This window comes from Morganella sp. BCCO 40_0007, assembly GCF_032989665.1.
Classification (GTDB): Bacteria; Pseudomonadota; Gammaproteobacteria; order Enterobacterales; family Enterobacteriaceae; genus Morganella; species Morganella sibonii.
The window spans coordinates 21,149-34,853 of record NZ_JAVBIN010000006.1; the positions used below are offsets into that span (position 1 = coordinate 21,149).

Here is a 13,705-nt window from a genome sequence, read left to right on the forward strand (position 1 = left end):
AAGGAATTTACCGTTACAGGGAAGTAAGAGCTGACAGGTGTCATGCCCTGATGCTCTGATGAAAATGGATTTTCACTGAAGTGCGCATGACAAATCAGAGTAGTTAAGTGTTGTTAGTATAAGGTAAAACATCGGTAATTATGGCGACCCTGTTGACGGAATACAGCAAGGTCGCCAATTTTTTTTCTGTCAGCCGGCGTTTTTCAGACGTTTTACCGCCTCCTCCAGCAGTGAACGCGGCGTGCCGAAGTTAATCCGCAGATATTGTTCACCATCCGCCACATAGTGACTGCCGTCCTCAACCACCACGCCGGTTTTACGGGCGTATTCGAGTGTCAGATCCGTTGCTGTGCGTCCGGTGGCACTGATATTAATCCAGGCGAGATAAGAGGATTCCGGCTGCATCATCTGCCAGTCCGGAAAATAATCCGCCACGGCCTGTGCCAGATAATCCGCGTTGCCTCTCAGATAATTATTCAGTTCATCCAGCCAGTCCGTGCTGTTGTTATAAGCCTCAATAATGCCCCATATCCCGAACAGATTAGGTGAGGTAATCGAGTTTTTCTCCAGCTGACGCCGGAACTGTGCCCGCAGTGCCGGGTCCGGAATGATGCTGTAAGAGGTTTTCAGTCCGCCGAGATTAAAGGCTTTATTCGGGGACGTCAGGAGGATCAGGTTCTCCGGCGCGGCACATCCCGGGCGCAGACAGCCGGTGAAGCTGCCGTACAGCACATGTTCCGCATGCACTTCATCAATCACCAGCAGCACACCGTATTGCAGACACAAATCTGATACCTGTTTGATCTCTGCCGCCGTCCAGATACGGCCGGACGGGTTGTGCGGCGAGCAGAACAGCCAGACTTTCGGCTTGTGCTCGCGCATTTGCGCCTCAATATGCTCAAAATCAAGATGATAGCGGTTATTTCGTGCCACCAGCGGGTTGGTCAGCACCGTGACATTCTGCCGGATCACCGCGTGGGCGAACGGATCATAGACCGGTGTGTTCATCATCACACAGTCGCCGGGCTGACAAAATGCCTGCACCAGGTAGTGCAGGGTGGACACGGTGCCGTAACTGAGTGTAACCCATTCCGGCTTAACCGTGACCTGATGGCGCTGTGCCTGAAAGCGGACCACCGCATCGTAAAATTCATCAAAGCACCAGGTGTAGCCGAAGGTACCGTGCTGTGCCACCTGTGTGAACCTCTCAATCACCGCGGGCGGGGATTTGAAATCCATATCGGCTATCCACAGCGGAATGAAATCCTGCGGGACATCCCCGAAGCGGGAGCAGACATACTGATGATCCCATTTCCGGCAGCGGTCACTTTTGCGCTCAATTATTTCATCAAAATTGTACATGCTCAGTTCCTGTTAAATTAAGGCTTCAATACCGGATTTCACACTCTGCACCTGCGGGCCGATAATCACCTGCACACTGTGGGCATCCAGTACCACAACGGAGAGTGCACCGGCATCTTTCAGTGTTTTCTGATCCACCTTATCCATATCTTTCACTACCAGACGCAGGCGGGTGATACAGTTATCCAGAGAATCAATATTCTCTTTGCCGCCGAGTGCGGTGAGGATCAGATTGTGATCGTATTTGGCTTTGCCGCGCGCTTTTGTATTGGCTTTCACTGCCTGTTCCGCCCCGTCAGCGGCATCTTCACGGCCCGGCGTTTTGACATCATGTTTCAGAATGTACCAGCGGAAGACAAAGAAGTAGATAGCGAACCAGATAATCCCGACCGGGAACACCAGATACCATTTGGTCGCCGTTCCCTGCATGATGCCGAAGATCAGCAGATCCAGTATCCCGCCGTCAGTGTTACCGATCGTCACGCCAAGCAGCGCCATCACCAGCAGGGCAAGACCGGACATAATAATGTGGAAGATATAGAGTACCGGCGCGATAAACAGGAACAGGAACTCAATCGGCTCGGAAATTCCTGTGACGACAGAAACCAGAACCCCGGACAGTAATAATCCTTTGATCACCGGACGGTTCTCCGGTTTTGCGGTGCGGTAAATAGCGTACGCCACCGCCGGCAGACCAAAGATAAAGGTCGGCATAAAGCCCTGAGACAGGAAAGCGGTAACATGCGGGCTGAACGGCAGTCCGGCTTTCAGTTCGGCGTAGAAAATATTCAGCGCTCCGGCAATCTCATAGCCGTCAACAAATTCCGTGCCGCCGGCCGGGGTAAAACGCACCATTGCCAGCAGAATATGATGCAGTCCGAACGGTTTGAGCAGCAGCACACCGACACCGTACAGGAACGGGCCGAAAACATCTGTGCTCTGAATGATATGGCCGATCCCGGCAATTCCCATTGCCACATATTTCCACAGGAACGGGATCGCCAGGCCGACAAGAGACATCGTCAGTGCGGTGATAATCGGCACAAAACGGATGCCGCCGAAAAACGCAAAAGCATCATGCAGAACGGTATCCTGGAAACGCTCATGCAGAAAATAGGTGATAACACCGACCACAATCCCGCCCAGCACACCCATTTCGAGTGTCTGAATACCGAGAACCACGGATTGCCCGACCTGCTTCATCATCGCCGGGTCGGAAAGCTGGTGGGTGACGGTCAGGTAATAATTGATGCTCATATTCATCAGCATATAGCCGACAAACCCGGCAAAGGCGCCGACCGCCTTGTTACGGTTTGCCAGGCCGAACGGAATGGCCATCGCAAACATCACCGGCAGATAGGTAAAGGCAAAACCGCCTACCATCGCCATAAATCCGAAGGTCAGCTGGACAAACTCATTGCCGAGAAACGGAAAACTGCTGATAGCGGAAGGACTGGTAACTGAACTGCCTATCCCGAGTAATAACCCCATGAAAGCCAGTAATGAGACGGGAAACATAAAGGTTTTCCCGAGACTTTGAAAAAATTCCCAGAGTTTGGATTTAAACGACTTTTCCTGCGACATCGTAGGGTACTCCTCAGCTTCTTTATAATTTATTGGTTAAGGGGTGTTACGGAACAGTCTTTTTTATTGTTGTTTTTTATTATTTTTTCGCAGATGAAAAAGGCGGCACTGCGGGGGAACACAGTGCCGCCTGACGGGTTACAGAAGCTGACCTTCCGCACCACAGACTCTGATTTTATCGCGGACAACCGCTTTCATCGCATCCATGCCGACCCGCATGTAATAGCGCGGATCATTGCCGTCCGGATTTTCCGCAAACCACGCGCGGACCGCCCCGGCAAAGGCAATTTTCAGCTCAGTGGCGACATTAACTTTGCACACCCCCAGCTCAATGGTGCGGCGGACATCCGCATCCGGCACATCACTTGCGCCGTGCAGCACGAGAGGGATATCCGTGATACTGCGGATTTTTTCCAGCCGGGCGAAATCGATTTTCGGACGGCTGGTATACAGACCGTGAGCGGTGCCGATAGCGACTGCCAGGCTGTCGATGCCGGTCAGTTGTGCGAAACGGCGTGCTTCTTCCGGGGAGGTCAGAAAGGCGCTTTCCGCATCCACATCCATATCGTCCTCGACGCCGCCGAGACGGCCGAGTTCCGCTTCCACGCTGCAGTCCTGACTGTGGCAGAAATCCACCACGGATTTGACCAGCGCGACATTCTCCTCAAACGGGAAATGGCTTCCGTCGATCATGGCACTGCGCACGCCCTGGCCGACTTTGGTGCGGATATCGTCAAGGGTTTCGTGATGGTCAAGATGCAGCGCGACCGGCATGGAAAACGAGCGGGAATAGGCATCACACAGAGCATAGATCTCCGGGAAACTGATGTGCTTAAAGGTGCCCGGCGTGCCCGCCAGAATCACCGGTGCGCGCAGTTCCGCACAGGCTTCCAGAATGGCCTGAATCGTTTCGGCGTTATGAATATTAAACGCCGGAACCGCATAGCCGTTGGTTTGTGCGTGTGTGAGCAGATATTTGGTTGAGATGATCCCCATGATTACGCTCCTGTGTTCTGGTTATTGAAGGGGTGAATAATCACGCCCTGAACAACGCGGTTAACGGTTCCGCTGGCAGACGGGGTATCCGGTGTGATACCGGTTCTGACGGACTGACCGAGGGCAAATAATTGAGCATACGGCAGGAAACAGAACAGCAGTTCCGCGTCACTGAGGGCGTCACCGGCAGGCAGATAGCAGTGTGTTCCGGCACTGATGGCGTCATCCGGCAGATCGGCGATTGCCACGACCTGTCTGGCTATCCGGTCGCGGCGCAGTTCGGCCAGCAGATCCAAATCATACTGACGGGTGTAAGGCTGGTTTGAGATGTACACCACCACGAGGGTGTCGCCATCGACCAGTGATTTAGGGCCGTGACGGAAGCCGGTCGGGGTGTCATAAAAGGCGGCGATTTGCCCGGCAGTCAGTTCCAGCAGTTTGAGGGCGGATTCCCGCGCCAGCCCCTGAAAGCTGCCGCTGCCGAGGTAAACCACGCGCTTAAAAGTATCATTGCCCGGCAGAATCTGTTCACTGCTGCCATGCGCGACAAGAATATCCCGGGCCCGCTGTGCGACAACGGCAAAACGTTCGGTGCTGAACGTCTGCGGGGCAAGGGCGGCGAGGCAGCTGCACATCATGGAGGTGATGCTGCTGGTCATGGCAAAGGCTTTGTCATTAGTCTGCGGCGGCATCAGCAGGGCAAAACCGTTATCACTGCCCTGTACGCGCTGATACAGATGACCGTCTTTGTTACAGGTGATCACCAGGTGAGAACAGCGGGCAATACACTGATTAGCAAGATCAAATGCAGCAACACTTTCCGGACTGTTACCGGAGCGGGCAAAGGAAACCAGCAGTACCGGCTGCTGTTCAGGCAGATAATCCGCCGGATTGGTCACGATATCGGTTGTCGGGATAGCGCTGACATTTTTACCGGTCAGGCGGCGCAGTACGGGAGAAATCATCTCGCCGATAAAAGCGGAGGTCCCGGCACCGGTCAGAATGATGCGCAGGTTGTCCTGCGCCAGCAGCGGTGCCAGAAAGGCATCCAGTTGTGCGCGTTGTGTGTCGATTGAGTGTAATGCACTCATCCAGCAATCCGGTTGCTGGCGGATCTCCGTTTCCGTCCAGGTGGAATAGCGGGGTGTGGCGGCAGAAAGAGGGTCGTGCATAGCTTCATCCTTTACATGACGTTCAGCCGAAAGTGAAATGAATCAAAAGATCGTACGATCGGTCATTGCCTTTCGGTTGGTTTCGTTTTGAGGTTTCACTTCAATTTACAGTAAGGAAAACAAAGGATCAATGCAGTAATAAAAAGAAAACGAAAAGTGTGATTTGCACCACAGGTGAAATGATTAAGCTGTTGTTTATTAGATGGTTATATAAAAACTTCCGGCGGAAAACACAAGGAAAAGAAAGGCGCAGGGAGAACTGCGCCTCATAATGAAAGGAAATCAGCGTACCGGCTGTCCGTGGATCCAGGTTTGTATTACCTGCCAGTCACTGTTCAGATCATTGAAATGCGCCCGTTTCCCGGGGGAGATACTGCCGTGCGTCGCGGTGATTCCCAGCAGTTGCGCCGGTTGCAGGGAGGCCATGCGGATGGCGGTTTCCGGTAGTGTACCGGTAGCGCTAATCATCCTGCTGACGGCGTCATCCAGTGCCAGAGTACTGCCGGCGAGGCCGCCGGAGGCGGTCCGGACAATGCCCGCTTTCATGGTGACATCATGGCCGCAGATATCATAAATGCCGTCCGGTTGCCCGGCCGCCCGCATGGCATCGGTGATCAGCACCGTGCGGTGCGCGGCACACTGACAAACAATCCGCATCACTGCCGGGTGGACATGATGCCCGTCAGCGATCAGCTCCAGCCAGGCGCGCGGGTCGGATAATCCTGCTCCCGCCATGCCCGGTTCGCGGTGATGCAGGCCGGTCATGCCGTTGAAACAGTGAACCAGCCCGTCAGCCCCGGCATCGAGAGCCGCCAGAGTCTGCTCATACGTGGCGGCACTGTGGCCGAGCATCACATTCAGCCCGCGCCGTTTCAGGTGACGGATAGCATTCAGCGCCTCCGTTTTTTCCGGTGCCAGCGCGACCACTTTCAGTGTGCCTTCCGCATCGGCAATCAGGGTATCCAGCTCACTGATGTGTAATTCACGGAACAGCTCCGGTGAGTGTGCGCCTTTGTTCTGTGGTGTGAAATACGGGCCTTCCAGATAACTGCCGAGCACTTCCGCCACCGGTTCTGTTATCGTCTGCTGCTGACAGTAGCGGGCGATCCGCGCGAGAGTGCTGCGCAGATCCGGCAACGGAGCGGTCACGGTGGTAGCAAGCCAGGCGGCGACGCCCTGTTGTGCCTTAAATACCGCAATAGTTTTCAGTGCCTGCGGATTATCATCCATCACATCCATACCCTGTCCGCCGTGGACATGGGTATCAATATAGGCGGGGCAGAGCTGCTCAGCGTCAAACTGTGTCTCTTTTGCCGCCAGCGGTGTGATAGCGGTAATAATGCCGTCTGACACCACCACCGCCTGATTTTCCCGCCAGCCGTATTCTGTCAGTACACGACGGGCGCGGATTTGCTGAATCATATGCCTTCGTCCTCCGTTTCACAGCAGCGTTCCCGCTGTAATTCATCCGTCAGACTGGTTAATCCCCGGTGCCCGCAGGCCAGAGCTTCACGGCGGAAATCGGCCGGAGAGAGAGAATCCCGCTCCAGCGCCATTTCCAGCAGCAGCTGAAGGTTGGTGCCGGTGATTACTTCGCGGTCTTCCCGGCCCTGTGATAGTGTGGCCGCCACCCGGAACGGGGTGCCGCCGAGGATATCGGTCAGGAAAATTACGCTGTCGCAGTGTGACATCAGCGCCAGTGCGGCTTCCAGTTCCTGTGTCAGACGGGCGGTGGTGGATTCTGCCGGAAAATCAATTGCTGCAAAATCGTCCTGTTCCCCGATAATCTGTAACATGGCTTTTTCCAGTCCGGAGGCAAAGCCCCCGTGACCACATAAAATAATTCCCGGCATCAGTTGCTCCTCTTTATTACAGGAAATGGGCGAATTTGCCGATGATACCCAGCGCCACCGTCAGCACGATCAGACGCAGCGGGCTCCAGCCGCGGCGTACCAGCCAGAACATTGACAGGGTGTAGACCAGCGGCAGAAAAGCAGGCATCAGCTTATCAATCACATCACTCTGTAATTTGACCACTGCATCACCGGCGGTAATTTCCAGCGTGGTTGAAAGCCGGACATAAGTCGCCACCAGGGCACCGATCACGGTCATCCCGACAATCGAGGCCGCATGACCGACTTTTTTGGTGTTAGCCTTGATAAGCGGAATGGCGGCAACCCCCATCCGGTAAGCATAGTGCGCCAGGCCGAAACGCAGGCCGAAATGCACGACGTTAAACATTACCAGGAAGACCACTGCACCGAGAATAGAGCCCTGCAATGCGAGACTGGCACCAATCCCGCCGCAGATAGGCAGCAGTGTCAGCCAGAACATGGCATCGCCGATCCCGCCCAGCGGTGCGCCAACAGCAATTTTGGTACTCTGAATACTGTTCACGTCCTGTTTGGAACGTTCCATCGCCAGGATGATGCCGATAACAAAAGTCACCAGGAAAGGGTGGGTATTGAAGAATCCCATATGGCCTTTCATGGCGCGTGCCAGGTCACGTTTATTGGTGTGGATTTTTTTCAGTGCGGGCAGCAGTCCGTACAGCCAGCCCGCTGCCTGCATCCGTTCGTAGTTAAAGGAAGCCTGTAACAGCAGGGAGCGCCACGCGACTCTGTTGATATCCTTGCGGGTCAGTTCCGCGCCGGTGCTCTGGTCTTCATACACATCCTGATTACAGTCCGCAGGCAGTAAGGTTTCCGCTTCTGCGGCAGATGAATGATTTTTTTCAGATGCCATCTTCAAATTCCTCGTGTGACGGTTGTGCCGGTTCGCTTTCTGCCGGTTTGCGGACAAAATCGATCATTGCCATCGCCAGTGCGGCAGCGGCGATAGCCAGAACCGGTAACTGAAGCCAGGCGGCGCCGACGAATCCCAGAATGAAATAAGGAATGTAGGCATTTTTCATCATGATTTTCAGCAGGACGGCAAACCCGATGGCCGGCATAATGCCGCCCGCGACACCCAGCCCGTCAATTAACCGGGCAGGCAGCACATCAATCAGGGTTTTGGCGTGATCCGCCCCGAAATAGATCGGCAGGAAGGCACAGAGAAAATAGAATGTACCGAGCGCCAGCAGTGCGAGGTAGTTGATGCGCTCAATCCCCCGGGTATCCGCATTGGCCGCCATTTTGTCACAGCGGGACATCACACCGGACATCACCGAGAACAGGAAGGTGATCCCCATCTGCACCGCCACGGCAAACGGTACCGCAACACCGACCGCCACTTCCGGTTTGACGCCGGTGGAGATAGCAAAGGCCGTCCCGACAATGGTTCCGATAATGACGTTCGGCGGCTGGGCACCGGCCAGCGGTGCGAGTCCCATCCAGACCAGTTCCAGCGTCCCGCCGGTCAGTATCCCGGTATTGAGATCGCCGAGGATCAGGCCGACCACCGGCCCCAGCACCACCGGACGGTGAATGTGCGTGAGCCCGTTAAACAGATCCAATCCGGCAATAAAGGCTACCAGCCCGAGAGCGATAGCTTGTAACAGACTGATTTCCATACATGTATCCTCAGAGCAGTTTGAACAGATCCTGCGCCGGTTCTGTCGGTACACCCTGGATGTAGCAGGCAACACCGGCCTCGTTAAGCCCGCGGAATGCGGCGATATCCGCCTCATCCACAGACACTGTTTTGGCAATCTGACGCTTACCTTCGGTATAGTGAATATTGCCGACGTTAATACGTTCCACCGGAACACCGCCTTTCACCAGGGTCAGAAAATCTGCCGGGGTTTTGCAGACCAGCAGAATTTTCTGCCGATCCGCAGCTTTATGAATATTGTCGATCACTTTCTGCAGCGGCCAGAAGCGCACGGCAATCCCTTCCGTCAGCACCATTTCCATGAGGTTCTGCTGTAACGGATCTTCCGCGACCTCATCATTGGCGACCAGCACCAGATTGGCACCGGCAAATCCCACCCACTGGACACCAACCTGTCCGTGGATTAACCGTTCATCAATACGACTTAACACAATATTTGGCATGGCTGTTTCTCGCTCTTATCGGCAGGCATCGTGATAGTGACGCAGCACAGTCTGAATGTGCGCGATGATTAAGTCTTCCGGTGCGGCGGAAATCGTTCCGGCGCGTACCAGCGGATACTGTAACGGCAGATACTGGCTGATCAGCGGCAGCGGGATCGCGGTTTCCGTCAGGTTTTCCAGCAGACGGGCGACAGCCGCACTGATGGTGTCATCCGGCCAGTAATAGCGGATGCGATCAGAATAACTGTAGCTGCGGGCAAGGCGGCGGGTCAGCTCATCACCGGTGTAATAACTCTGCCAGTAGCCCGGTTTTTGCAGCATGACATCTTCCAGTACCTGACGCAGCCCGGAGCGTGCCGCCGGGGTAATAAGTTCATCTTCAATACCGGCAAGGGCATACAGGGCTTCACGCAGGGCAAAGGTCAGTCCGGGGCCGACTTTCAGAATCGCAAAGTGGTCATCCACCAGCTGACTGAGTGCCTGCGGGGTCTGGTAATCGGTGGAATGCGCCTCATACACCAAATGTTCATGAAGTGTGACCATCTCACTTAGTGCGCGGGCTTTCTCAGGCCGGTAATCAATGACATTATTGTGATCAAATTCCACGCCCGGCTGTACAACCAGCCCGGTAATGCGCGGCCAGATATCTGTGAGCTGATGGCGCGCAAAGGCGTCCTGATGCGCGGCGATAGTAGCGGATGCAGCCTGTGGTGTAGTGACTGCCAGCTCATTCAGTTCCTCGTGAGCGCCGCCCGGTACCGGGACTTCTGTACCAATCACATACACCAGATCGCGGACGCCGAAATGTTTTTCACAGGTTTCTTCCGCAATGACCGCCAGGCGGGCGGCACGTTGTGCGACAATCTCATCGGTCAGCGGAACCGGATCACCGGCGCAGGACATACTGCAATCGAGGTGAATTTTTTTGAATCCGGCGGCAACATAGGTGCGGATAAGCTCATCGGCTTTCGCCATGGCCTCTTCAGCGGGTTCGTTCTGCCAGCGGTTCGGGCCGAGGTGGTCGCCGCCGAGGATCAGCTGTTCGCGGGGAAAGTGATGTTCATCCGCCAGTTTCCACATAAAATCGCGGAAGTCTGCCGGTGTCATGCCGGTATAGCCGCCGAACTGATCGACCTGGTTGGAGGTCGCTTCAACCAGTAACGGCGTTTGTTGTTCACGGGCAAAACATACCGCTGCTTTCAGAACATACGGATGGGCGGAACAAACAGCATAAATTCCTGTTTTCTCCCCTTGTTTGTGGCGGGCAACGATATCAGTTAAAAGTTTCACTTTCCTCTCCTTACAGCCGGATTTGGTTTGTTTTTGTTTCGATGTCTGAATAACATACTGCTATAGAGAAAAAAGAAAACAAAATGAAAGCTTCCGGAATCCGGATCTGCATCACAAAAGAAATATAATGAAAGGGTCTGTTCCTGAGTCACCAGATGTTAACCCTTTTTATGGGCTTGCATTCTGTACAAAGAAAAGCGTTAATATACCAAACGAAATGAAACGAAAGATTTTTTAAATGAATGTTAAGGATAAAACCATGAACAGTCCGGATACCGGAACGGATAACCGGGTAATGGGAACGAGCGGGCGGCGTGAGCATATCATCCAGCTTCTGCGTGCCCATGGCAGTGTTCAGGTCAATGAGTTGTCGCAGCAGTTCCGTGTTTCCACGGTGACTATCCGCAATGATCTGGCTTTCCTTGAAAAGCAGGGGATTGCGGTACGTGCATACGGCGGCGCACTGATTTGTGAAGGCGTTGCGCCGGTCAGTGAACCGTCACTGGAAGATAAAAGCACCCGTCACACCACTATCAAGCGTAATATTGCATCGGTGGCAGCCGGGCTGATCCGGCCGGGGCAGCGTGTTATTCTGGATTCCGGTACCACAACCTACGAAATAGCCCGTCAGCTGCGCCATCATCAGGACACGATTGTGATGACCAACGGTATGAATGTGGCGAATGCACTGCTGGAAGCGCCCGGGGTGGAACTGCTGATGACCGGCGGACAGCTGCGGCGTCAGTCTCTCTCTTTTTACGGGGATCAGGCGGAGCAGTCATTACAGAATTATCACTTTGATATGTTGTTTCTCGGGGTGGATGCGATTGATCTTGAGCGCGGAATCAGCACACATAATGAAGATGAGGCACGGCTCAACCGGCGGATGTGTGAAGTGGCCGGGCATATTGTGGTGGTAACAGACTCCAGTAAATTTAACAGCTCCAGCCTGCATAAAATAATTGATACCCAGCGTATTGATACCATTATTACCGATGACGGTATTCCGGAAGCGAGCCTGACCGGGCTGCGCCGGATAGGAACAGAAGTGATTCTGGTGAAAGGGTAATAAAAAAAAGAGTATAAAATAGTGAGGATACCGAAGAAAGAAAAGGGATAATACGCTATAAGTTTATTATGTTTATTTTTCCGGTATCCGAGTGAATGATAAAAATACTGTTATCCGGCCTGTTATTATTTTATCCGCTAATTTCACCGGCAGTGACAGATGAATGTCAGGAAATATCTTTACGTACTAATACTGATGAATATGACACTGAACGTCATATTTACCGGGTGTCCTCTCCCGGACGTGCTTATTTCTATTCTGCGCCGGACCGCCGCTGTAAAAGTAAAAATAGTTTTCTGGTTAAAGGTGATTCAGTTATCGGTTATCAGACCACCGGTGATTATCTGCTGGGGGGATATATCAACAGCGAAGGTGAGCTGATTGACGGCTGGCTGGAATTATCTCAGCTGACAAAAACGAATCTCAGAATATCCCCGCTTGCGGAAGAAAAAGATGACGTAAACCGTAAACCGGAAAGAAAAACGGATAACCCGCTGTCAGATGAAGATTATCAGCTGACGGTTAATCAGATAGTACTTCGTCCCGGTGAACCTCTGAGTGAACTCAGCCGGAATATCGCAGAATATTACACGAAGGAACCTGAACTGGTATTTTCGGGTTATAGTAAAACCGGGAAAACAATGGGTGTGGTGATTCCTGAGCCGGGTATTTATGTATATGTTACAGAGGGGGTTAATAATAGCCGAGCTGAAGCGGTTGTCAGCCAGATTGTTATTCTTTCTGATAAGTATAAAACACATCGCGGAATTAAAACCGGTGATTCTGATTTTCTGATGTTTGAACGCTATGGTCTTCATAGCAGCTTTGATGCGGATGAGAACAGCGAATCATTTATTTATCACCACAGCAATATGAGTCTTATTTTTCAAACAGACAAAGAGAAAAAAATAACCCGTATCACCTATCTTCTGACCGCCCCGGGAAAGGAAAACTGCACAGTAAATCCGGTCACCTGGTCTGCCCCGACGCTGACACAACCTGCACAGAAAGTGGTTATTTCCGTTGGCCGGGCCTGGTTTTATTCCCAGCCGGATGAACAATGTAAAACAGAACACTTTATTATCCGCGGGGATCGTGTGCTGCAATATCGCAGACAGGGCGATTTTGCCTATGTGAATTACATTAACAGCAAAAATAAAGTGGCTGAGGGGTGGATAAAATTATCACTGCTGGAAAAGACGGATGAGCAAAGTAATGCCCTTAATTATGAGGATTTCATCTGGTCATCCGATAACGGAACGGCGGATTTTCTGGGGAAACCGCTGAGTGATAATACGGTTTCCGGCTGGCTGGATAAGCAAAGGGAAAAAGTATCCGTACCGCCGGTACATGATTTTTTCCGGGAGTTTGAATTATGGCGTTTTGATGCCGGTGATACGATAATTACGGTAGCCGGGATCAATATGATTATTGAAAAACGTACCGGGGGACAGGATAAATACATTTCGGAGATAACCTTCAAAAATGACCGCTATAAAACCCGGCGGGGTATTGCGGCAGGTGATACCTATCAGGATATGGTTAACGCTTACGGAAATCGCTATCAGGTATCTCCGGACGATAATTGCTACTATTATGACTGGTTCGATCGCCGGCTCGGTTTTTGTTTTGACAGCGACCGGGTCATTAAAGTCATTATGTATAAAAACTATCCGGAATCCGATATCCGCTGATTTATCCTGTAAGGTTTGAGTATGAAAAAACGTCTTCTGCTGTTATCCGCACTGATTCTGAGCGGTTGTGTCATGAGTGATCAGGAACTTCGTGAGCGCTACGCGGAGCATTATTTTCAGTCTCCGGCGTATGTCGCTGCTTTTAAACAGCGCATAGATACGATGAGTGTCAGTGAGGCTGCGGCACTGGCTGCGGAAAATGACCGGGCACGGATGCGGGGACAGCCGCGCATGAAAATAGATGACACGGTGTATATTGAAAAGGTTGAGGCAAAAGGAAGTGATGTGATTTACCATTATTCCCTGTCAGCAGACTGGCTGAAAAAACCGGCGGAAGCGCGGGAAAATGATCAGAAAACGATGCAAAAAGACCTGATTTACCGGACATGTTCGTTACAGACCGTGCGGCTGGCTCAGGCCAAAGGGCTGGCGGAAATACATCATTATTACGATGATTATCCCGGCCATGTTTTATTTACCCTGAATGCCAATAAAGCCTTATGTGAAAAGAACGGTTTTTAACATCCTGATACCGCCGGG

13 protein-coding genes are annotated in these 13,705 nt (G+C 52.6%); 3 read left to right on the plus strand and 10 right to left on the minus strand.

Annotated features, from left to right (window positions below):
• Nucleotides 1–189 precede the first annotated feature (189 nt).
• The 10 genes from R5268_RS08375 to kbaZ all read right to left on the minus strand — a co-directional run bounded on the left by R5268_RS08375 (nt 190) and on the right by kbaZ (nt 10,402).
• Nucleotides 190–1,362, minus strand: coding sequence for a PatB family C-S lyase (locus tag R5268_RS08375; protein WP_317419168.1), 1,173 nt, complete (start codon nt 1,360–1,362; stop codon nt 190–192).
• Nucleotides 1,363–1,374: 12 nt separating this feature from the next.
• A complete protein-coding gene (gene malX, locus R5268_RS08380) occupies nt 1,375–2,946 on the minus strand; it encodes a maltose/glucose-specific PTS transporter subunit IIBC (RefSeq protein WP_317419169.1) in 1,572 nt (523 codons plus the stop codon).
• A gap of 138 nt (nt 2,947–3,084) precedes the next feature.
• The gene (kbaY, locus tag R5268_RS08385) at nt 3,085–3,942 is read right to left on the minus strand and encodes a tagatose-bisphosphate aldolase subunit KbaY (RefSeq protein ID WP_107679052.1); all 858 of its coding nucleotides are present in this window, start codon (nt 3,940–3,942) and stop codon (nt 3,085–3,087) included.
• A 2-nt stretch (nt 3,943–3,944) separates the two neighbouring features.
• Nucleotides 3,945–5,114, minus strand: a complete 1,170-nt coding sequence (locus tag R5268_RS08390) for an SIS domain-containing protein (RefSeq protein ID WP_317419170.1) — start codon at nt 5,112–5,114, stop codon at nt 3,945–3,947.
• 282 nt (nt 5,115–5,396) lie between these two features.
• A complete protein-coding gene (nagA, locus tag R5268_RS08395; RefSeq protein ID WP_317419171.1) occupies nt 5,397–6,536 on the minus strand; it encodes an N-acetylglucosamine-6-phosphate deacetylase in 1,140 nt (379 codons plus the stop codon).
• The gene (gene agaF / locus R5268_RS08400; RefSeq protein WP_046894577.1) at nt 6,533–6,967 is read right to left on the minus strand and encodes a PTS galactosamine/N-acetylgalactosamine transporter subunit IIA; all 435 of its coding nucleotides are present in this window, start codon (nt 6,965–6,967) and stop codon (nt 6,533–6,535) included. The genes nagA and agaF overlap by 4 nt, the downstream gene beginning before the upstream one ends.
• A gap of 16 nt (nt 6,968–6,983) precedes the next feature.
• The gene (agaE, locus tag R5268_RS08405; protein WP_046894576.1) at nt 6,984–7,859 is read right to left on the minus strand and encodes a PTS N-acetylgalactosamine transporter subunit IID; all 876 of its coding nucleotides are present in this window, start codon (nt 7,857–7,859) and stop codon (nt 6,984–6,986) included.
• Nucleotides 7,849–8,628, minus strand: coding sequence for a PTS N-acetylgalactosamine transporter subunit IIC (gene agaW, locus R5268_RS08410; protein ID WP_004237713.1), 780 nt, complete (start codon nt 8,626–8,628; stop codon nt 7,849–7,851). Before agaW ends, agaE begins: the two co-directional genes overlap by 11 nt.
• Nucleotides 8,629–8,638: 10 nt before the next feature.
• Complete coding sequence (agaV, locus tag R5268_RS08415) at nt 8,639–9,112, minus strand: PTS N-acetylgalactosamine transporter subunit IIB (RefSeq protein ID WP_004237714.1); 474 nt, start codon at nt 9,110–9,112, stop codon at nt 8,639–8,641.
• Nucleotides 9,113–9,127: 15 nt separating this feature from the next.
• Entirely contained in the window at nt 9,128–10,402 is a 1,275-nt protein-coding gene (gene kbaZ, locus R5268_RS08420) for a tagatose-bisphosphate aldolase subunit KbaZ (protein WP_317419172.1), read from the minus strand.
• Between the two features lie 259 nt (nt 10,403–10,661).
• Here kbaZ and R5268_RS08425 point away from each other — a divergent pair, with 259 nt between their 5' ends.
• The 3 genes from R5268_RS08425 (at nt 10,662) to R5268_RS08435 (ending at nt 13,687) form a co-directional block, all read left to right on the plus strand.
• Nucleotides 10,662–11,471 (plus strand): DeoR family transcriptional regulator, encoded by an 810-nt coding sequence (locus R5268_RS08425; RefSeq protein WP_046894574.1) that lies wholly within the window; start codon nt 10,662–10,664, stop codon nt 11,469–11,471.
• A gap of 95 nt (nt 11,472–11,566) precedes the next feature.
• Nucleotides 11,567–13,165 carry a hypothetical protein gene (locus tag R5268_RS08430; RefSeq protein ID WP_317419173.1) on the plus strand — a complete coding sequence of 533 codons (1,599 nt, stop codon included), beginning with the start codon at nt 11,567–11,569 and terminating at the stop codon, nt 13,163–13,165.
• A 21-nt stretch (nt 13,166–13,186) separates the two neighbouring features.
• Nucleotides 13,187–13,687 carry a hypothetical protein gene (locus tag R5268_RS08435; protein WP_317419174.1) on the plus strand — a complete coding sequence of 167 codons (501 nt, stop codon included), beginning with the start codon at nt 13,187–13,189 and terminating at the stop codon, nt 13,685–13,687.
• Nucleotides 13,688–13,705: the final 18 nt, after the last annotated feature.